Source organism: Mucilaginibacter sp. (assembly GCF_025362475.1).
In the GTDB taxonomy this organism is placed as follows: Bacteria; Bacteroidota; Bacteroidia; order Sphingobacteriales; family Sphingobacteriaceae; genus Mucilaginibacter.
This window is the reverse complement of sequence record NZ_JANYGH010000073.1, coordinates 36,116-57,186: the sequence shown is the minus strand read 5'-3', so window position 1 is coordinate 57,186 and position 21,071 is coordinate 36,116. Positions and strand designations below refer to the sequence as shown.

Sequence of the window (21,071 nt, the reverse complement as noted above, 5' to 3'; positions counted from 1 at the left end):
ATTATTTCCCTTTAAGTTTCTCAAAAATACTTGTTGGCTTTTCCCGGCCGGCTTTAGCCTGGGCGTCAACTACGGCAATGGTAACCATGTTTACAATCTCGCGAACCGAGCTACCCAATTGTAATACGTGCACCGGTTTTTTAAGGCCCAATAGAATTGGACCAACTGCCTCGGCCCCGCCTATTTCCTGTAACAATTTATAGGCAATATTACCCGACTCCAGGTTAGGGAAGATCAATGTATTGGCAGGGGTTCCGTTCAGGGTAGAAAAAGGGAAATTATCAGCCAATAGATCTGAGTTAAGGGCAAAGTTAGCCTGCATATCTCCGTCTACCACCATATCGGGGTATTTTTCATGCAGAACTCTTGCAGTTTCCCTTGTTTTTTCTGGTATCTCTCCTTCGTTTGAGCCAAAGTTGGAGTACGATAGTAAAGCAACCCTTGGCTTGATGTTAAATTGTTTAACAGAGCGATCTATCAATACCGTTATATCCACCAATTCCTGAACGGTTGGGTTTACATTTACGGTGGTATCGCCAAAAAACACGGGGCCTTTTGGCGTAATCATCATATACATACCGGCAACCCGGTTTACACCCTGTTCGGTACCAATGATCTGTAACGCCGGTTTAATGGTGGTAACATAATCTTTAGTTAAACCAGAAATCAGTGCATCTGCCCTGCCGAACTGAACCATACAAGCACCGTAATAGTTACGATCACTCATCAATTTACGGGCTTCATACAAGGTGATACCTCTTCGCTGGCGTTTCTTGTACAAATACGCGGCGTAGTCTTCCATATTTTCGCAGCCTTCGCGCGGGTCAATTATCTGCACATCACCCAGATCCAGGTCATTATCCCGCATGATCTGTTTTATCTTATCTATATTACCCAGTAGTATCGGGGTAGCAATACCCTCATCCTTCACTATCTGGGCCGATCTTAATATCTTATAATTATCTGCTTCGGCAAAAACAACGCGTTTAGGGCTCTGTTTGGCCTTAGCGGTAAGGTTACGCAGCAGTTTATCATTTGTACCCAGGCGTGTTCTAAGCTCCTCTGCATAGGCATCCCAATCGGTAATTATCTTGCGTGCAACTCCAGAATCAATAGCCGCTTTGGCAACTGCCATTGATACTTCGGTGATCAATCGCTGATCCATTGGTTTAGGGATAATATAATCCTTGCCAAATTTTAAGTTGGTAATATTGTAAGCAAGGTTAACCGCTTCAGGAACCGGCTTTTTAGCCATCTCGGCAATAGCATGCGTGGCAGCTATCTTCATTTCCTCGTTAATGGCTGTAGCCCTTACATCAAGCGCCCCCCTAAAAATATAAGGGAAACCCAATACATTGTTTACCTGGTTAGGATAATCAGACCGGCCTGTGGCCATGATTATATCTTCGCGGGCTTTGATGGCCAGGTCATAATCAATCTCGGGTACCGGGTTGGCCATTGCAAAAACAACCGGCTTTTTGGCCATCTGCTTCAGCATATCAGGCGTAACCACGTTACCGGCAGAAAGACCAACAAACACATCGGCGTTTTTCATGGCATCAAAAAGGGTTTTGATGTCGGTACGGTCGGTTGCAAACTGCATGCGGGTATCATCCAGATCGGTACGATCCTGGCTTAGCAAGCCGTTGATATCAAACATCACCAGGTTCTCTTTTTTAACCCCTAATGACAGGTACATTTTTGAGCATGACACCGCGGCGGCGCCTGCACCATTAACTACCATTTTTATTTTATCAAGCTTTTTACCCTGGATTTCGCAGGCGTTCATTAATGCCGCTCCCGATATAATGGCCGTACCATGCTGGTCGTCATGCATTACGGGTATTTTCATTTCGGCCTTTAACCTGCGTTCTATTTCAAAACAGGTTGGGGCAGATATATCTTCGAGATTGATACCACCGAAGGTTGGCTCCAGTGCCTTTACTATGGTTACAAATTCATCAACCGTTTTGGCGTTAACTTCCAGGTCGAAAACATCAATATCCGCATAAATTTTAAATAACAAGCCTTTGCCTTCCATTACAGGTTTACTGGCCTCAGGACCGATATTCCCTAAACCCAATACGGCTGTTCCGTTACTGATAACAGCAACGAGGTTACCTTTGGCTGTGTATTTATATACATCTTCCACGTTTTCGGCAATGCGCAGACAAGGCTCTGCAACACCGGGCGAATAGGCCATGGTTAAATCTCGTTGCGAATTGGTAGGCTTTGTGGGCACTACTTCTATCTTTCCGGGGCGCCCCATGGAGTGGTAGTTCAGTGCGTCCTGTTTACGGTTGTTCTTGTTCATCTTTATCAAAATTCAAGCGCCCAAAATTACAATTCTTTTTATGGTAACCTGAAATAAAATAGCCCGACTTTGAATGATGTCAAAATCGGGCTATTCCTTTACCGGATATTATCTTTTACTTACAAACCTGCATTTGAATGAGCAGGAACACTTGCCGAGATATCACCACCAGCAGCAACTTTAATAGTTTGGCCAACCGGGGCACGGTTGCTCTCCAGGTTATTCCAGAGTTTAAGATCATGAATTTCAACTCCATATTTATCGGCAATACTTGCTAAAGTTTCCCCTCTTTTAACCTTGTGGTGTGTCGGCATCCGGCGTTCGGGTTTGCTCTCGGCATTTATGTTTGTCGCGGCGTAAACAGGCCTGGTAATAGCCATAGGTGCAACAGCATCAGTTGTACCGTTTAATACATTATATAAAGCAGCAAAATTCTCTTTGGATGTTTGTGGTAAAATAAGCCTGCGGGGCGCTGCCGGCGTACCATTGATTATTAACCTCTTATAAGCCGGGTTAAGTATGGCCAATTCGTTTATGCCCACATTTAAGGCGAGGGCGACATTGCTAAGCGATACAAACTTTTTCACCATTACGGTATCCGTTTTTAATGAAAAATTACAGGCCTGCGCTACTATATTGTGTTTCTTATAGTAGTTCATTACATAATTCATAGCTATAAAAGCCGGTACATACCCACGGGTTTCTGCAGGCAAATACTGGCGGATAGCCCAAAAATCGCTGCCGGGTCCTGCTTTTTCAACCGCATGTTCTACATTGCTTTTGCCGCAGTTATATGATGCAATGGCAAGCAGCCAATCGCCAAACTCCTGGTAGGCATCTTTTAAATATGCAGCGGCAGCGTAACTTGCCTGTATGGGGTCGCGGCGTTCATCAACGTAGCTATCCATATTTAAGCCGTAGGTTTTCCCGGTGGTTGACATGAACTGCCATGGTCCGGTAGCCCCCACTCTTGATACCGCGTTAGGATCAAGTTTTGACTCCACTATGGACAGGAATTTTATTTCTTCGGGAATACCGGCATCGCGAAAAGCTTTTTCATAAATAGGGAAGTAATATTTGGCTAAGCCCGCTACCTGCCCCATCTCATCGCGGTTATGCATGTACAGGTCTATATAACTCTGAACATATTCATTATAATCAAGCTGAATATCCTTGCGGACAGAATCCAAACGACGCTTATAAATGCCACCCTGCGCACCAATAGGTAAGGGATGGTTAATAACCGGCACTATAGTAGTATCAACATTAATTTCGCTGTGCAATACATTGAAACGACTTGTTTGACGTACAGACGGGAGCGCGTTACTATGGATAATATGAATTAGTGAAAAACAGATGGTAAGCGTAAATAATCTCTTCATTCGTTGGATTTGATTAAGTGATGATGCTTCCCGCACCAGATAATTCTCCTAAAATATTAAATTTTTATAGTTTTAGGAAATATTCAGAAAAATCTAACAGTTCTTGTTCGTTAAAATTTTTAGCCAGCAATTGTAATCCTAACGGCAAACCCTGGCTATTATTGCCGGCCGGTAAGGATATAGCGGGTACTCCGCTTAATGAAGCTTGTACGGTAAAAATATCAGAAAGATACGTTACAACCGGATCTTTTTCTTCTTTACCTATTAGATAAGCAGGTTCCGGAGCCGTTGGTATCAGTATAAAATCATATTCATCCAAGATCTGGTTTGTTTTTTCCCTAATCAGGCGGCGTACTTTTTGAGCTTTGGCATAGTACGCGTCATAATAGCCGGCACTTAAAACAAATGTACCCAGCATAATGCGGCGCTTAACCTCTTTACCAAACCCTTCAGACCGCGACCTTTTATAGGTTGATTGCAAGTCATCAGCAGCAGGGCTGCGGTAACCATAGTGCACACCATCATACCGGGCAAGGTTTGATGAAGCTTCGGCAGTTGCCAGTATATAATAGGTTGGTACCAGGTAATCCAATTGTTCAAAAGCAATAGGTTTCACGGTATGCCCTTCTGCACGTAACTTATCAATATATTTTACCAGCACATCCTTTACTTCGCCATCAACGCCGGGGCTTGATAAAGCTTCCTGCAAATAGGCTATCTTTTTCTTTGTTGGTTTTTGGGTGCTGATAGCGAAGGATGATACAGGTTGCTGTATTAAAGTATTGTCATATGCATCCGGACCAGCCATAACCTCATACAACAAAGCAGCATCCTCAACAGAGCGGGTAAAAGGACCAACCTGGTCAAATGATGAAGCATAGGCAATAATGCCATGCCTGGAAATACGACCATAAGTAGGCTTAAACCCAATTACACCACAAAATGATGCTGGTTGCCTTACGGAGCCTCCCGTATCGGTACCAATTGCCGCATGGCACATATTGGCCTGCACTGCAACTGCCGAACCACCGGAAGAACCACCCGACACCCTTTTTTGATCAGCATAATTTTTTACCGGCCCGTAGTGGGAGTTTTCGTTGGAGCCGCCCATGGCAAACTCATCGCAATTACAGCGGCCTATTATTATGGCATCCTGCGCAAGCAGGCGCTCAACTATGGTTGAAGAATATATGGAAGTAAACCCTTTAAGAATTTTAGATGACGCAGTTACCTGGTGCCCTTTATAGCAAATGTTATCTTTAATAGCGATAACCATACCGGCGAGCTTACCGGCAGTACCATTTTTTAAGCGTTCGTCAACATTTTTAGCATTGCTTAATGCTTCATTTTCAAACACTTCATTAAAAGCATTTAAATGGGCGTTCTTTTTGATCTCATTCAAATAATTTTTAACAAGATCAAGAACCGTAATTTCCCCAGATTGCAACCCGCTCTTTATTTCGGTTAAAGAGGAATAAAATTTAGCCATGGGGCTAAAATAAAAAAACTTATCCGATGAAATAAGAAATTATTTCACAGATAAGTTTATATTGTAAATAAAGCGGTAAACAGCTAAACCTTAAAGTATTAAACTTTAGGTTTTTCTTCTGTGCTGCCGTCTTGGTTTTGAGCGTCTTTAAATTCTTTAACGCCTTTTCCTAAACCTCTCATTAGTTCGGGTATTTTTTTACCTCCAAACAGTAAGAGTATTGCCATGATGATCAGAATAATTTCTGGTGCCCCTAAACCCATAATTTTTAAGTTTTATATAAATTAATATTATTGTTATGATAGAATTCCTTTTGTGCTGTAGCAGCTTTATTATTAATGTTTGTTAAGGTCGATCCTTGATTCAACAACCGGTTCTTCCTCCGTACTTACGTGAATATCCGAAACGGGGATTGCATGCGGTACTTTATTTTCGGCAATAACCGGGTTGGGATGATGATCTATACTTTCGGCAACCGGCGTTTCATCAGTTGAATATTCTTCAATAAGCGGTTTTGGATGCTCTTCAACTACAGGTGTTGTAGTGGTTGTTTCGCTTTTTTCGCTAAAACTATTTATCTGGTTGTTAATTTCTCTTTTAACATCCTCTGAAGCGTCTTTAAAATCACGAATCCCTTTACCAAGTGTACGCGCCATACCAGGAAGTTTTTCGCCTCCAAAAAGCATTAATGCTGCAAAAAGTATCAGTACCATTTCGCCAGTACCAATATTTAAAAATAAAAAAATTGTACTTAACATAGCATTTTTTTTAGGTTACAAATATAAACAATTTAAATTTCTTATATATCACAACTAATTAGGCGCCAGCCATAATTTAGGATTCATCGGTTCCTTTACCTTATAAACATCAAAGTTAACCTCTGTTTCGCCGGTTGAAGGATCGGTAGCAACAACGCCTATAGCTTGTTTGGTATTCACCTTTTGCCCCCGTGCCACACTTACCGACCGAAGGTTACCGTACACCGTAAAGTACTCCCCATGTTTTATCATCACCAAATATGTACCACTCACGTCAACTACCCTAATCACCTCGCCATCAAAAACGGCCCTCACTGTGCCTCCTGCATTGGTACGGATATCAACACCCGTATTTTCACTCCTGATACCTTCAGAGGTATATACCCCAAATCCCTGGGTTATAATTCCATTAGCAACCGGCCATGGCAACCTGCCTTTGTTACCCAAAAAGTCATTTGAAAGCTTAGCCGCCTCTGGCGTGGCATTCAAATAGCTTGAACTGGTGCGCACTACCGGTTTAGCAACTACCGGCGCAGGTCTGTTCTCGGCTTTTGCCTTGGCTGCGGCTATCCTTGCCGCTTCTTTAGCCTCTGCTTCGGCCTTCCGCTGGGCTTCTTCAATTTCCCGGCGTATAGCTGCACCAATCTCCCGGTTGGTTTTAGCAATTTTATTCTGCACATCGCGCTGCTGTTGTTTTAGCTGCCCTTCATGCTGCGAAAGATCTTTTACCACTTTCACCTGGCTATTCTTTTCTTTACCCAGGGTTTCTTTTTCTTTTTGCTGATCTACCAGCAAAGTACTTTTCTCCTGCTTGGTTCTGTCAAGCTCATTTATTTTTACATGCAGCTCTTTTTGCGTACCCTGTATGTAACCGGCCTGCCGCTCACGGTAGGTACCAAACTGTTGTAAATACTTTAAACGTTTATAGGCCTGGTTAAAATCTTTAGAAGCAAAAATAAACATCAGCTTATTATAGGCGCTTTGGTTGCGATAAGCAAAAAGCACCATCGCCGCGTACTCCTTTTTTAACTGATCGAGCTGGCTTTGTAAGCTATGTACGGTATTATTGCTCTCAGAGATTTGATTATCTAAATTTCTTACTTCGGAATTAATGATATTGATCTTTTCTTCGCGAAGATTGATCTGCGCTTTTAAAAGACTTAATTGTTTTAAAGTAGCCCTTTTATTACTTGAAGTTTCCTGGTAATCCTTATTTAGCTGCTCAAGCTCTTCAGATAATTTATCACGCCTGCGCTTTAATTCCTGACTGCTTTGAGCATGGGCGTTAACCGCTATAAATACTGCTACAATAAAGAGAACTGCTTTTAAAAATTTCATCAAACAAAAATAGGAATTATTTGGCCGGCTCATACCTGTCTGGAATACTAAATGGATATTCCAGTTGCTGATCAAAATCAACCTTTGTATAATGCAGGTTCACGTGTATTTTTTTATCTTTTACTACTGATGCAATATTTATTTGCGATGGCAGGATACGGTTATTGGCTTGTATAAAGGTATTGTTGGCCACTTGTAATGATTGCCCCTGGCTTTGGTTATCAAGGTTTGTTTGTGTAACCTTATTATCGGCGCCAATAATCAGTTTATAAACCAGGTCCTCCAGATCGCCGCTCAATGTGGTACTTCCTATAATGGATGTAATATCTGTTTTCTCGTTAAGCAATTCAGGAATGGCATTCCCTACCAATAATGATTCAAGTGTTTTGTAATTAACCTGCTTACTTGCGTAGGCATATACATAGCTAAAAGGCTTTTTAAGGTATACACCTTCTAAGCGGTTAATAAGCAATATACTATCTGGAGTAATAATTACGCGGGCAACTTCCACACCCAATATAGCTGTAATAGATACCCATATCTTTTTATCCTTACTGATGCGGATGTTCAGTGTTACATCATTGCTGTTGCCATTAATATCAAGATTGGTTTTGGCCTTTGCTGCAAAAGTGTTAAAATTTAACTGCTGAGCCCTTATGGCTGCAAGTTTGGTAGCCTTATCATCTACCGGTTTCACAACCGAATCGACTTTACGGGCAACTAAAACCTGTTTACGGGCTTTACAACTTACCATTGCAAGTAAGCAGCAAACAACCAGTAATTTATTCAATATATTTCTTTTCATTTATTTTACGCTCTAAAACCGGGGATTGCTCTCCATAGCCCCTGGCTTTTTTCCAGTTTTGTACGGCCCCATCCGTGTTACCAATGTAAAACAAAATATCGCCGTAATGTTCATATTTAACTGCACTATTATCTTTATCGTGTGCTAATGCTTTCTCAATCCACAATTTAGCATCAGAATATTTCTTTTGCATAAATAGTATCCATGCATAGGTATCTTCAAACGATGCTGTATTAGGCTGCAACTGGTTTGATCGTGCCGACATTTGCGCCGCTTTATCTAAGCCCTCATTTCTTAACGATAAATAATAGGCATAATTGTTTAAGGTATACGCATTATCGGGATTAACAGCCAAAGCTTTATCATAAGCATCATCAGAACTTTTATTGTTTTTCAAGTCGTGATAACAGTCTCCTAATAAAGAAAAACTAAGCGAAAGTAATTCCTTATCCTGAATTTCTAATGAAGTTGCATTTTTAACGTAACCCAGCGCCTTGTTAAAATTTTTCTTTTGCGCCCAGGCCACTCCCACCAGGTAGTTCATCCATGCCTGGTTAGGGAACAACGACAAAGCATTTTCGCCGTCCTTAATGGCGCCGTCCAAATCGTTTTGACTTAGTTCAATGCGCACCAACTGCTCATGTACAGCATATGCCTGCCCATCAAGTTCAATTGATTTTTTGTACGCTGCTTTTCCATCTTTCAACTTTTCGTTTTGCAACAGCATATCGCCGTACATGGCAAAAGCCTTACTATCATTTTTGTGGGCAATTGTTAATATTCTGCTTAATTCAAGTGCGCTGGCTTTGGCATTGGGCTCCGGAAATTTGGGGTAATAACCGGCAATGATCCTTATTTTTTGATCGATGTTAATATCAGGTATTGCAAAGGCCAATGTAAGCTCATTAAAACTTGCGTCGTTATTTTTTTTATCCCGATAGATATCGGCAAGAGCAAGGTGAACCATGCCATTACTGGCATCCAGCTTTTCGGCCTTCAGTAAAACGGCTAACGCTTTATCACTTAAGCCGTTTGAATTATATATTTCTGATAGCAGCAGGTAATAACGTATCTGACCCGGATTTGCAGCTATGGCCTTTTCAATATCGGCGGCAGCCCTATCAACTTTACCTTGTTTAAGATAAATTTTTTGACGGTTGGTCAACAGATCATCAGTAGGGCCGGAAATTTGCTCCACCTCATCATAAACCTTCAGTGCGTCATCGTATCTTTTTAGTATTAGATAGGCATTTGCCTTATCATAATAATACTCTGTTTTGTTGGGGTTAATACGGATAAGCTGGTTAAATACATTTTCCAGCTTGTTAATATTGTTACTCTTTTCGTAACTATCCGCAAGTGCTGCCCAGTACCACTCATTATTGGGTTTAACTGCAACGGCCCGCTCAAGCAGTGGCTGCGCGCCGGCATAATCATTTTGTATTTTTTTAAGATTTGCCAATTCATAAAGCGACGCGTCATTTAAAGGATCGGCTTGAATTACCCGCTCAAACAATTCTGATGCATGCTTCAGGTTTTCAACCGTTTTTTCGCGCAGGGCCGAGAAGAACAATTGTTTAACATCCATACTATCAAGCGAGCTCATAGTTTTGGAAACAGTTTGCTTTTGAGCATTTGCTTTAAGCGACAAAAGGCAGGAAACAAGACACAAGAAAACCGCAATTAGCTGGCTAAGCTTCCTGTTCCTTATATTGCTATATCTTAATCCCTGATCCTTCATACTTAAATTTACCTAAATCTTTTGATTTAAAGGCTATAATCTATCGATTCTATTTTACTGCAGTGTGTCCAAATCCGCCTTCGCCGCGGGTAGTATCGTTCAGTACTTCTACCTCGGTCCAGCTTACAGTTTCGTGTTTAGCTACCACCATCTGGGCTATCCTATCGCCGTTGTTAATCTCAAACACATCGGCACCCAGGTTAATCAGCAGCACCTTTATCTCGCCCCTGTAATCGGCATCAATAGTTCCCGGCGAATTTACTATACCAATACCATGCTTAAAAGCCAGGCCGCTTCTTGGCCGTATCTGCGCTTCAAAACCAACAGGAAGTTCAATATGCAAACCGGTTGGCACCAGTTTACGCTCCATTGGTTTAAGCTGAATAGTTTCCTCAACACTGGCCCGCAGATCCATACCTGCTGCATGAGCAGTTTCATAAGCTGGTAAACTATTTTTTGATCTGTTAATTATGCGTATGGTCATTATTTTTTAAAAATTGCTAAAAGTGATTTGCGCTCTAAGTAAAATGCTGTGCCTGCAAATACTATCAGCAAAGCGTTACCCACAAATATATTGCGTTTAAATATAGTGAACGATATATAAACGAGTATAACTGATGCGACAATATAAGCCAGGTTCTTTTTAATATTGTATGGTATAGGGTAATTTTTTTGCCCCCAGATATAGGAGAGAATCATCATGCTTGTGTAGGCTGCAAAAGAGATCCATGCGGATGCTACATAACTGTATTTAGGTATAAACACCACATTCAAAACAATGGTAAGTATAGCGCCAACGCCAGATATATATAAACCATACTTAGTTTGATCAGATAGCTTATACCATACCGAAAGGTTCATATAGATGCCTAAACTCACGTAGCCAAAAACCAGCGGTGGTACAACCTTAAGCCCCGTCCAGTATAATGCTGTTTGAGCATGGTCTTTGCCTCTAACAAAATACTTTAATATTTCAATATTGGCTATAAGCGCTACAAATATCACACATACGGCTATCACAAAATAATCCATAATGCGGGCATAGGTTTGCCCTGCATTTTTGCTTTTGGCGTGACTAAAAAAGAATGGCTCGGCACCCAGCCGGAATGCTTGCACAAAAATGCTCAGGAACAAGGATATTTTAGCACATGCCGCATAAATGCCTACTTCGCTTACACTTATATTCTGCGGAAGCAATTTACCTAAGAGTATTTTATCAAGATTTTCATTAACCAGGAACGACAAGTTTGCAATAAGAATGGGCCAACTGTATTTAAACATTTCGCCGAACATCTTTTTATCAAAGTCGAGTCCGAGTTTTAAAAACTCGGGCAGCAACATAAAAAGCGTGGCAATACTTGATACCAGGTTTGATACAAAAACATAGCCTACCCATCCCTTTATATACCAATGACTTATCCAATCGGCGCCAATAAAATGATGATTTAGCCAATAAGGAATAACCCAAATAAAAGTTAAGTTAAGCGTAATGAAAATTATAACATTAAGAAATTTGATAGTACCGTATTTCCCCGGCCGCCCGTCTGCACGGATCTTGGCAAAGGGTACCACACACCAGGCATCTATCACCAGTATAGCTATAAACGTTTTAATGAACAGCAGGAAATCGTTATGGCTTGTTGAATTACCTACTTGTATAAAGCCTGTAATAAAATTAAGGAAAGGGAGGGTAACCAATAAAAAGAATAGCGTTATTACAAAAACAGCTATGAATGAATTATTATAAACCCGCTTTTTATTGTCGGGATATTTATTCAAATACCTGAAATAGGTTGTCTCCATACCGAAAGACATCACAGCATTCAGGATAGAAACCCAGCCAAACATGGTGGTTAATATTCCATAAACTCCGGTTGAATAAGCCCGGGTATAAATAGGGGTAAGAAAAAAGCCAAGCACACGGCCGGCAATAGTACTTAATCCGTATACGGCTGTTTGCCCGGCAAATTTTTTAGCTGTTGACAATGGTGATGTTAGTTGTAATTAATTCAGGACCTGATCCTATTTATAAGCGCTTTTTTACAACCTCAAAATTACGATAGTTTTTTAATTCGCCCTCATGGGTTTCAATAGATGTAACCTCGGCATCTTCCGGGCCTTCGTTACACCAATCTATAAACATTTCCATAATGGTATTATCCGCTTCGGCTTCAATGTAAACATCTCCGTTGGGTTCATTTTTCACAAAGCCCCTCACCCCCAGTTGATCGGCCACCGCCTTGGTTGCTTTGCGGTACATAACGCCTTGAACTGTGCCTTTAACTGTGATATTAAGATGTTTCATATTTAGTGAGTGGTGAGTAGTTGATTAGGTGAGTAGTTTTTTTAAAATCACCCAATCAGCTATCTAATGTTTCTATCAAACGCAAATTAACTTAATCTAAATTAATCTACATAATTTAACTCCATCAACCATTCATCACTCCCCTAAATTAATTTTTTAACTTTTGATTCCGGCGTTAATTTCAACCCATCTAAACCTGTTATTAAATTAAGGCCTGGTGTTTTGCCGGGTTGTAATGAGCCTTTATCCTCATCAATACCCAAAAACTCCGCGCCGTTAAGTGTGCCCCATTCAATTAACCGCTGGGTACTTATTGCCGGAAATTTCTTTTGAATAGTACGCATTTCGCTAAGGATACAAAGGCTCTTGTTTGATGCCAGACTATCGGTACCTAATGTAATGTTAAAGCCCTGGTCAACAAAAAGTTCAATTTTGGGCAATTTTCCCTCTATATATAAATTGGCATTGGGGCAAAAGCACCAGTTTATTTTACGATCGAAACGTTTAATGAAGTAAATATCCTTTAAATTGGTACACGTGTTATGAACCAGCAGTATATTTTGCTTATTGGTTAACAGCGGAATGATGGATTGCATAGAGTTACGTGCCTGCGGCTTAAAGTAACTGATATCAATACCAAAATGCTCATAAAGATCAAGGAAGCCCCCAAGTTTATAGCGGTAAAACTTGTTTTCGTCCTCTGTTTCCTGGTTATGGATGCTAATGAGGTTCTGGCCGTCTTCGCAATATTTCTTAATTAGCTTAAACAGATCTTTTGATACCGAATAAGGCGCATGCGGCGTGATTGAACTCGGCATTGGCTTAAACTCATTAAGTAAAGCCAGCGCCTTATTAAACACATCCTCGGCATTTTGAGGTAAAAAGCCAAAGGCTTCTACAAAAGTATGATAGTACAACTTACTTTTAGCCTTCATTGGAATGCTGAAGTTGGCATTGGATATATCACCAACGGCAACAATACCATTATCATACATTTCCTTATCAGCCAATTCTATGGCATCCTCAACCAGTTTTTGGTCAGAATTTCTGAAGGATTGAATATCTTTAATAAAAGAAACCAATCCGTTGCCGGGTTTTATTTTCTCTTTTAAATGCGATAATTCTGTATGACAGTGGGTGTTAACAAATCCGGGGCAAATAATACCACTCAGTTGTTCAATGGGGCCATCTGGAGGGTTGTGATAATCTGTAACTGAAATGATCTTACCCAGATCATCAACAGTGACAATTCCATTCTTAACAGGATCGGCATAAACGGGAAAAACGTAATCGGCTCTAAAACTTTTCATTCAAATTTAAACTTGGTAACTCACTCATATCGTTTCATTAAACCAATCCCTGTATAGAATATCTACAATTAACTTTTAATTATTGTTTTTTATTCTACAAAAAAGAATGACTTTAAAAAAAGACAGATTTTTTTAAATTTAAGTACTTTTGCAGTGTGAACAATACAAAAGGTAAAATTGATATCCGAAGCCTGAGTTTGAAAGCCTTACAGGAGCATTTTATCCGTATGGAGGAAAAAAGCTTCAGGGCTAAGCAAGTATATGAATGGCTTTGGAAAAAATCGTGCTTTTCTTTTAACGAGATGAGCAATATTTCAAAAGAACTGCGCACTAAACTGGATGATAACTTTGTTATCAACAACGTTAAAATTAATACATCACAGATTAGTGCTGATAAAACTATAAAAAATTCTTTTATTTTACATGATACTCATCTAATTGAGGGTGTTTTAATTCCAACTCCGGGCAGAATGACGGCTTGCGTGTCGTCCCAGGTGGGCTGTAGCCTCACTTGCAAGTTTTGTGCAACAGGATATATGGAACGTAAAAGGAATCTGAATCCCGATGAAATTTACGATCAGGTAGTACTTATAGACCGGCAGGCCCGCGAAAACTATGGCATCCCATTATCAAACATTGTATACATGGGCATGGGCGAACCCCTGCTTAATTACAAAAATGTAATGGACTCCATAGAGCGTATTACGGCCGAGGATGGCCTTAATATGTCGCCAAAGAGGATAACGGTATCAACTGCAGGTATTGCCAAAATGATTAAAAAGCTGGGTGATGATGAAGTAAAATTCAACCTGGCCCTGTCCTTACATGCCGCTAACGACGAAAAGCGTAATACCATAATGCCTATAAATGAGCAAAACTCATTAAAGGCACTGGCCGAAGCGCTGAAATATTATTACGCCAAAACCAAAAACCCGGTAACCTACGAGTACATCATTTTTGATGGGGTTAATGATAATATACAGGATGCCATGGAGCTTGCTAAATTTTGCAAACACCTGCCTTGTAAGGTAAATATTATTGAATACAACCCAATTTCATTTGCCAGTTTTATTAATGCCGACGAAGATAAAGTAGAAGCTTTTGCTAATTACCTCATAAAACAAGGTATCAATACGCACTTACGCCGCAGCCGGGGTAAGGATATTGATGCGGCATGCGGTCAGCTGGCTATCAAAGAAAAAGCAAAAGTTGCCGAAGTTTAAAAAATCTGCGTTAAATTAATGGCATGAAATTACCTGGCGGTTACCTTGCCGATTTTGTTGCCTTGCTTTTTCCTGAACTTTGTGCTGCCTGTAACGCCAGCCTGGTGGCCAACGAGCATGTCATTTGCTCCGATTGCCGGTACAATTTACCCTATACCAATTTTCATACCCAGCCGGATAATATTGTTGCACAGCAGTTTTATGGTAAAATAAACATCGGGGCAGCTTATGCCCTTTACTTTTTTAACAAAGGTGGCAACGTACAAAACCTGATGCATCATTTTAAATACAGCGGGATGAAGCAAATAGGTAATATTTTAGGAAATATAGCGGGTAACCAGTTAGCAGAAAATCCTGTATTTAATACGGCAGACTATATTATCCCGGTACCCCTACATAAAAAACGGCTCAAAATGCGCGGCTACAATCAAAGTGCCTGCTTTGCTGATGGGCTGGCTCAAAAACTAAATGCCACCGTTGAGATTGATAACCTGGTACGTGTAATTGCAACAGACACACAAACCCATAAATCGCGCTTTGCAAGGTTTGAGAATATGCAGGAGGTTTTTGCCGTTAGCAAACCACATAGACTGGAAGGCAAACATATTTTACTGGTTGATGATATTGTAACTACCGGATCAACGCTTGAAGCCTGTGGAATTGAATTGCTAAAAGTACCGGGGTTGAAATTGAGCATCGCTACCATTGCGTATGCGGTGTAGCTTTTTTTTAAATATTGTCATCCTGAACGCAGTGAAGGATCTGCTATTCGCCATGCTTCTTCGCCCTGTAAAGTCTGTGATTAGATCCTTCACTGCGTTCAGGATGACAAACTTTTCAAAACGTCATTCCCCTTTCAGTGTTCTCAGGATTTTACCATTCTAAGACATGGTTTCAGCAACTCCCCGTTATGCAACTTAATTTGCACATCTGAAATCTGCACATCAAATTACTGATGCTGATATCGGCTTAATTTTTCGTAAAGTACTTTTGGGTCAAATGGTTTCAGGATATAATCGTTCATACCGGCATTGTCTATTTCGCCCATTTGGTTGCTAAGCATTGATGCTGTTAGGGCTATTATAGGCAATTGCTGAAAATACGACCCGGGATTTGAACGAATCACCTGGGTAGCTTCCAATCCTCCCATTTCGGGCATGTGAATATCCATCAGCACCACATTGTAGTTTTGATTAGCTTCTATTTTATTTATCGCTTCAACGCCATTCTCGGCAAAATCTGCGTCTGCGCCCCACTTTTTTAGTATCTTATTGATCAACAAACGATTTATCTGATTATCATCAACTACCAGTACGTTAATTTTCAGTCCTTCTTCCACGTTATTATAATTGCTTTTCAATTGATTATCTGCTCTATTAAAGGTTATCGTAAACCAAAAAACTGAACCTTGCCCGGGTACACTATCCACATTTATCCGTGAATCGTGCAGCTCGATAAGGCGTTTGCTTATGGCCAATCCTAAACCTGTTCCCCCATATTTACGCGTGGTGTCAACATCTGCCTGCTTAAACTGTTCAAATATTAAATTTATCTTGTCAGCCGCAATACCAATCCCGGTATCTGTTATTGAAAACCTAATCCTTACATCTTTATCGCTTTCCTGGATAATCTTCAGATCTATATTTACCCCGCCTTCATCTGTAAACTTAACAGCATTACTTACAAGGTTTAATAATATCTGACTTAAACGGGTACGATCACCTATTATAAATTGCGGTATAGCATCCTCTACAGTTTTGCTAAGGTATATATTTTTTTCGGCAGCTTTATATTGCAGGCTGCTGCTAACGCTTTGTATCAGCTCGCGGATGTCAACCCTAACTTTTTCAAGCTCCACATTACCCGTCTCCATTTTTGCAAAGTCCAGCACATCATTTATGAGTGTCAATAAATTTTCTGCAGAGAACCTCAATATTTCCAGGTTTTCCTTTTGCGATTCCCGCGGATCATCGTCCCTTAACAGGTGCGACATTCCAATTACGGCGTTTAACGGTGTACGGATTTCGTGGCTCATCACCGATATAAACATATCTTTGGCCCTGCTCAGCTGCAATGCCTCCTCCTTGGCGGCAATAAGTTCTATTTCGGCTTTCTTTTTGGCGGTAATATCAATAATTACCTCAACATATTTATCAACCTTGCCATGCCTGTCCAATATCACCGAATTGATGACCGAAACCCATAAAGGCTGTCCGTCTTTTCGATAGATAAGAAGGTCTACCTCAAACGATTGCTTATTTTTTGAAAGCTCGCGTGCACGTTGAATGATGGCCACATCGGTAAGTGCCCCTTTTAGCACATCGCCCAGGTGATTGCCATTTACGTCATTGATAGTGTAGCCGGTAATTCCCTCAAAGGCTTTATTTACCCATTCAACCTTACCGTCGCTATTATTTATTACAATGCCGCTTGTGGCCTTGCTTGCTACTAAAGACAGCAGGGTAACCTCTGCTTCATTTTTTTTCCGTTCGGTTATATCAACCATTACCCCTATTTGCCTGTCAACCTTGCCGGCTTCGTTAAATATCGGGCTATTGGATAAGAAGATCCATATTGGGGTGCCGTCTTTTTTATAAACTTTAATTTCAACCTCGTAGGGCTTATTCTCCTTTACGGCTTGTACCGCACTCTCAAACACGGTAAGGTCAGAGTCTTCGCCTAACAGCGAAGTGCCTAATGCTTTCCCCTCCAGTTCGGCAAAGGAGTAGCCAATAACATCTTCCAGCGCTTCATTTGCCCATAAAAAACGGCCCTCAATATCACGGATAAAGATCCCGCTTGGCGATTTCCTGGCCGCGAAAGATAAGATTTCAAGATCCTGTTCAATTTTTTTCCGGGCCGATATATCAATGATGACCCTGATAAATTTATCAACCTCTCCCTCACTGTTGCGTATAACCGAATTTACCACGGTTATCCATAAAAGTTCACCATTTTTGGTAGTTATCAGAAGCTCTGCCTCGTATGATTGCTTATTATTTATCGAAGCCTGTAATTTTGCTTCGGCGGCAGGATCAACCAACTTACCCTTAAGTGTAGTACCAAGGTATTTATTTTCAACATCGGCAAAGTTAAAACCTGTAATATGCTCAAAGGCATTATTTACCCAAACAACTTCATCGGCAGCATTACTTATTACTACACCATTGCTTACTTTGCTGGCCACTAATGCCAGTTGTTCAACTTCCTGCGATATGCGTTTCTGGTAACTTATATCGCGGCCGCTTGCAAACCATTTATTCCCACTAAAAGTAACCGACCAGCTTATCCATTTTATATCTTCAGCAGGGGTCAATAAAACAGCTTCAATATCAAATTTACGTTGCTGTTTGTTTAAACCCTCTTTAAGTATTTTTAATGATCTGATCTTCTCCTCTTCCGGGAAATAGTTCCAGATGGGCTGCCCTATTATTTCCTCCGGACTAAAACCTAAAATTGATTTTGCAGAGCGGTTTACCTGTTCAATATTAAAATGCCTGTCCATAATACAATGAATATCAGGCGAGCTGTCAAACAAATCGTAAAACTCCTTATAACGTACCAGGCTTTGCTCCAGCTCAAACTTTTGCCTACGCTGCGTAAGGTGCGACATTACCTCATCGGCCAGTGTACGCAGAGCATCCAGTTGCTCATCGCTGAGCTTACGTGGCACCATATCAATAACACAAACGGAGCCTAAATGGTAACCATCGGGGTCAATTAGGGGAGCGCCGGCGTAGAACCGAACATTTTGACTGGTTACAAATATATTATCCCTAAAATCATCATCCGCCAGTGCATCGTTTACTTCAAGGATACCATCATCTAAAATGGCTTTATTGCAAAAAGCACCGGCGCGGGGTGTTTCTCCCTTGCCGGTGCCAAATTTTGATTTGAACCATTGCCTGTCAGCATCAATTAAGGTGATCAGGGCAATGGGTACATTACATATATATGATGCCAAACGGGTTATGGCATCATACTCCCTCTCGGGCAACGTATCAAGCACATGGTATGATTTCAGCGCCGCTAAGCGCCTTTCTTCATCGTTTATAAGTCCATGTTGCTTGTTTATCATTCTTTATTCTGAGCCGTTCTCGCGGTACAACGGATAGTCGTACATTAGCTTATGCACCTTTTTACGAATTTTCTTGATAGAATGTTCATTTTCAGGATCTGAAATTACTGCATCTATCAGTTCCACAATTACTTCCATTTGTTTTTCTTTCATACCCCGGGTAGTGATGGCGGCAGTACCCACACGAATACCTGAAGTTACAAACGGCGATTTATCATCATAAGGAACCATGTTTTTATTAACCGTAATATCGGCAGTAACCAACGCATTTTCGGCAGCTTTACCCGTAATATTTTTATTACGAAGATCAATCAACATCAGGTGATTATCTGTACCGCCCGATATGATCTGATATCCACGCGCAACAAAGGCTTCGGCCATAGCTTCGGCATTCTTTTTAACCTGCACAATGTATTTCATGTAGCTATCGCTCAAAGCTTCGCCAAAAGCAATTGCTTTAGCAGCAATGATATGCTCAAGCGGGCCTCCCTGTGTACCAGGGAATACAGCCATATCTAACAATGACGACATCATCCTAATTTCGCCTTTTGGTGTTTTTACACCATAAGGATTTTCAAAATCTTTTCCTAACAATATTAAACCACCACGTGGGCCACGCAATGTTTTATGGGTAGTTGTAGTAACAATGTGGCAATGCGGCAGTGGATCTTTCAACAAACCACGGGCAATAAGGCCAGATGGATGCGAGATATCAGCCAATACCAAAGCACCAACTTCATCGGCTACTTTACGTATAAACTCATAATCCCAATCGCGCGAGTAAGCAGAAGCACCACAAATGATCAATTTTGGTTTTTGCTCTAATGCTACTCTTTTAAGTTGCTCATAGTCAATTAAACCGGTTTCTTTTACTACACCGTAAAAATGCGGCTCATATAATTTACCAGAAAAATTTACCGGCGAACCATGTGTTAAGTGACCACCATGTGAAAGATCAAATCCTAATATTTTATCGCCTGGTTGCAAACAAGCCAGCATTACTGCCGCATTGGCTTGTGCGCCAGAGTGCGGCTGCACGTTTGCCCACTCGGCATTAAACAACTGTTTAGCACGCTCAATAGCAATGGTTTCAATTTCATCTACTACCTCGCAACCGCCATAGTAACGTTTGCCCGGTAAACCTTCAGCGTATTTATTGGTAGCAACAGAGCCCGCTGCTTCCATTACCTGCCTGCTTACAAAATTTTCAGATGCTATAAGTTCAATGCCCTCTTCCTGGCGTTGCTGCTCTTCATCCAAAAGCTTAAATATTATTTTGTCTCTTTTCATTGTGTTTAATTAAACGGCGCTAAGTTAATAAAAAGCCAAAAGCTAAAGGCCAAAAGCATAAAGCTTTTTAAATAAACTCTTTAATTTCCATCTGCCATATAGGCTTTTTTTAATCTAAAAGCTTTTTGTCTTTAGCTTTCCTTACTTGATATCCAGAAATTATTATATCCTAATCCTATTTGTATATCAATGAGTTCCTGTTGCAGCATTTCTAACACTGCTAAAAAATTGTATACAAAGTGCACCTTGTTGTCTGATTCTTTTGCCAGGGCTTTAAAATCGAGCATTTTATTGATCTTAAGCAAATCGGCAACCGCTTTCTTTTGCTTTTCAATAGTGTAGGGATATTGTTCTACCGTGTGCTTTACTTCTTCGCTGCGGTTAAGATAATTACGCATCAGCCTATCATGCACCAGCATCAACTTATACAAAGTTATTTCTGATAGTTCCTCGCCCGGTAAAACTACTTTTTCAACCTGCTCCAGATCGTGTTTGATATTGCCGCGTTTTTCCTGCTTAAAACGCTCGTCTTCATAGGGGCGCAGCTCTTCGCACAGCTCCTTAAACTTTTTATATTCTATCAGCTTCCTGATCAGGTTCTCCTTGGTATCCGTGTCGTCGCCGGCTGCTTCGGCTTCATACCGGGGCAATAGCATTTTAGCCTTAATGCGCATCAGCGTTGCCGCAACAAATATAAATTCACTGGCCAGTTCCATATTAAGGCTGGTCATCTGGTGAATGTAGTTCAGAAAATCATCGGCTATTTTGGCGATAGGAATATCGTGAATATCAAGCTCATCACGCTCGATAAAAAACAGCAGCAGATCAAACGGACCTTCAAACTGGGGTAATCGTATGGCAAAGCTGTCGTCGGTCATATCTGTGCTGTAAAAATAGGGATGAGAGTCAAGAATCAAGAATTAAGAGTCAAGATTTTTGAATAATTTGTTAGCCAGTACCCGTTAAACTTCTGGCTCGATTCCAGGTTATTGGCCTTCGTTTCCGTTATTTTGACTATCTTCAAAAACAATTAATACA

17 protein-coding genes are annotated in these 21,071 nt (G+C 40.8%); 2 read left to right on the top strand and 15 right to left on the bottom strand.

Annotated elements, in window-relative coordinates; genetic code table 11:
* Position 1 precedes the first annotated feature (1 nt).
* From Q0R88_RS25585 to Q0R88_RS25530, 12 genes are all read right to left on the bottom strand, one after another.
* Positions 2-2,314 carry an NADP-dependent malic enzyme gene (locus Q0R88_RS25585; protein WP_295721347.1) on the bottom strand — a complete coding sequence of 771 codons (2,313 nt, stop codon included), beginning with the start codon at positions 2,312-2,314 and terminating at the stop codon, positions 2-4.
* A gap of 119 nt (positions 2,315-2,433) precedes the next feature.
* Positions 2,434-3,696, bottom strand: a complete 1,263-nt coding sequence (locus tag Q0R88_RS25580) for a lytic transglycosylase domain-containing protein (RefSeq protein WP_295721345.1) — start codon at positions 3,694-3,696, stop codon at positions 2,434-2,436.
* Between the two features lie 64 nt (positions 3,697-3,760).
* Positions 3,761-5,185: an Asp-tRNA(Asn)/Glu-tRNA(Gln) amidotransferase subunit GatA gene (gene gatA, locus Q0R88_RS25575; protein WP_295721343.1), complete on the bottom strand. Its 1,425-nt coding sequence runs from the start codon at positions 5,183-5,185 to the stop codon at positions 3,761-3,763.
* A 98-nt stretch (positions 5,186-5,283) separates the two neighbouring features.
* A complete protein-coding gene (gene tatA, locus Q0R88_RS25570; protein WP_295721341.1) occupies positions 5,284-5,448 on the bottom strand; it encodes a twin-arginine translocase TatA/TatE family subunit in 165 nt (54 codons plus the stop codon).
* A 72-nt stretch (positions 5,449-5,520) separates the two neighbouring features.
* Positions 5,521-5,943 carry a twin-arginine translocase TatA/TatE family subunit gene (locus tag Q0R88_RS25565; RefSeq protein WP_295721339.1) on the bottom strand — a complete coding sequence of 141 codons (423 nt, stop codon included), beginning with the start codon at positions 5,941-5,943 and terminating at the stop codon, positions 5,521-5,523.
* Between the two features lie 54 nt (positions 5,944-5,997).
* Entirely contained in the window at positions 5,998-7,281 is a 1,284-nt protein-coding gene (locus Q0R88_RS25560; RefSeq protein ID WP_295721337.1) for a peptidoglycan DD-metalloendopeptidase family protein, read from the bottom strand.
* Positions 7,282-7,297: 16 nt separating this feature from the next.
* Complete coding sequence (locus Q0R88_RS25555; protein ID WP_295721335.1) at positions 7,298-8,086, bottom strand: DUF4292 domain-containing protein; 789 nt, start codon at positions 8,084-8,086, stop codon at positions 7,298-7,300.
* Positions 8,064-9,692, bottom strand: coding sequence for a tetratricopeptide repeat protein (locus Q0R88_RS25550; protein ID WP_295721333.1), 1,629 nt, complete (start codon positions 9,690-9,692; stop codon positions 8,064-8,066). Before Q0R88_RS25550 ends, Q0R88_RS25555 begins: the two co-directional genes overlap by 23 nt.
* Positions 9,693-9,876: 184 nt before the next feature.
* Positions 9,877-10,311, bottom strand: coding sequence for a dUTP diphosphatase (gene dut, locus Q0R88_RS25545; RefSeq protein WP_295721330.1), 435 nt, complete (start codon positions 10,309-10,311; stop codon positions 9,877-9,879).
* Positions 10,311-11,813, bottom strand: a complete 1,503-nt coding sequence (locus tag Q0R88_RS25540) for an oligosaccharide flippase family protein (RefSeq protein ID WP_295721328.1) — start codon at positions 11,811-11,813, stop codon at positions 10,311-10,313. Before Q0R88_RS25540 ends, dut begins: the two co-directional genes overlap by 1 nt.
* A gap of 40 nt (positions 11,814-11,853) precedes the next feature.
* Positions 11,854-12,132: an acylphosphatase gene (locus tag Q0R88_RS25535; protein ID WP_295721326.1), complete on the bottom strand. Its 279-nt coding sequence runs from the start codon at positions 12,130-12,132 to the stop codon at positions 11,854-11,856.
* 143 nt (positions 12,133-12,275) lie between these two features.
* Complete coding sequence (locus Q0R88_RS25530) at positions 12,276-13,442, bottom strand: amidohydrolase family protein (protein WP_295721323.1); 1,167 nt, start codon at positions 13,440-13,442, stop codon at positions 12,276-12,278.
* Positions 13,443-13,597: 155 nt separating this feature from the next.
* On the opposite strand from Q0R88_RS25530, the gene rlmN reads away from it, so the two are divergent.
* The gene (gene rlmN / locus Q0R88_RS25525; RefSeq protein WP_295721321.1) at positions 13,598-14,665 is read left to right on the top strand and encodes a 23S rRNA (adenine(2503)-C(2))-methyltransferase RlmN; all 1,068 of its coding nucleotides are present in this window, start codon (positions 13,598-13,600) and stop codon (positions 14,663-14,665) included.
* A gap of 23 nt (positions 14,666-14,688) precedes the next feature.
* On the top strand, positions 14,689-15,387 hold the full coding sequence (locus Q0R88_RS25520; protein WP_295721319.1) for a phosphoribosyltransferase family protein: 699 nt from the start codon (positions 14,689-14,691) through the stop codon (positions 15,385-15,387).
* Positions 15,388-15,614: 227 nt separating this feature from the next.
* On the opposite strand, the gene Q0R88_RS25515 is transcribed toward Q0R88_RS25520, so the two are convergent.
* From Q0R88_RS25515 to Q0R88_RS25505, 3 genes are all read right to left on the bottom strand, one after another.
* Positions 15,615-18,743 carry a PAS domain-containing protein gene (locus Q0R88_RS25515; protein ID WP_295721317.1) on the bottom strand — a complete coding sequence of 1,043 codons (3,129 nt, stop codon included), beginning with the start codon at positions 18,741-18,743 and terminating at the stop codon, positions 15,615-15,617.
* Between the two features lie 3 nt (positions 18,744-18,746).
* Positions 18,747-20,033 (bottom strand): serine hydroxymethyltransferase, encoded by a 1,287-nt coding sequence (gene glyA / locus Q0R88_RS25510; RefSeq protein WP_295721314.1) that lies wholly within the window; start codon positions 20,031-20,033, stop codon positions 18,747-18,749.
* 131 nt (positions 20,034-20,164) lie between these two features.
* On the bottom strand, positions 20,165-20,911 hold the full coding sequence (locus Q0R88_RS25505; protein WP_295721312.1) for a segregation/condensation protein A: 747 nt from the start codon (positions 20,909-20,911) through the stop codon (positions 20,165-20,167).
* Positions 20,912-21,071: the final 160 nt, after the last annotated feature.